The organism is Vibrio sp. 811 (genome assembly GCF_033339195.1).
This window is the reverse complement of record NZ_JAWOUB010000172.1, coordinates 1-912: the sequence shown is the minus strand read 5'-3', so window position 1 is coordinate 912 and position 912 is coordinate 1. Positions and strand designations below refer to the sequence as shown.

Here is a 912-nt window from a genome sequence, read left to right as displayed (position 1 = left end):
CCGATCTCCAAAAGATGATTTTGGTGTCATAAATATTTAATGTTTGTATGGGTTGTTAAAAAAAGGATATTCGACATAGTGTTATTAAGCCAAAGTAAATTGGCTGTTCATAACAAACAGGAGATTATTTATGCATAACGAAATGATTCAACCGTCGCACTTCGGCATCATTGCTCGCACTTGTATCGCCTCAGTAGTAATGTTGGCGGGCGTTTTCGCTCTTATTTAATGGAGTGACGTAAGCTAGATTACGTTTTAGAAAACAAAAGCAAAATTCAGGGAATTACCTTCAGTTGTAAACGGTATTCCCCTGAAAATCACTCAAAGTAACCCCTTCTTAGCTGAGTAAGCTAAAAACCAAAGCACTTACCGCAACAATACCTGTGATCAGAACAAAATAGGTAGAGAGCTTTCCACGATACTGCTTCATCGACTCAATCTTATGTACCGCCAACATCGGCATAATGAACAAGATCATTGCGATAACTGGCCCAGATAACGCTTCCATCATGCCTAAAATACTTGGGTTCATGATTGCTGCAGCCCAAATTGACAAGAAAAGAACCACTACGCTAATACGATCAACACGTGTTTCAGACAAATTTGAGTGCTTTGTGATTAAGCCGTTCAAGCTTTCACGTGCGCCTAAGAAATGACCAAGGAAAGAAGAAGTGATCGCGACAAACGCCACCAAAGGACCAAGTGTTGCGATGAACGGGTTATCCGTAGCGTTTGCAAGGTAAGAGAGTACGGATACGTTTTGCGCTTTTGCCTGAGCAAGTTGCTCTGGCGATAGTGCTAATACGCACGAGAAAACAAACAATAGTACGAATGCGATAAGCATGATGCTCGTGCGACGTAAAATCAGTTCGGCTTTTGCATCGGCATCATCGCCGTAGTGTCGGCGCTGAA

The 912-nt window shown here is 42.0% G+C and carries 1 protein-coding gene; it reads right to left on the bottom strand.

Annotated features, from left to right (window positions below; genetic code table 11):
• Window positions 1-337: 337 nt before the first annotated feature.
• Window positions 338-912, bottom strand: a 575-nt coding sequence (locus tag R7Q46_RS25625; RefSeq protein ID WP_318078007.1) for an aromatic amino acid transport family protein, incomplete at its 5' end; no start/stop codon positions are given.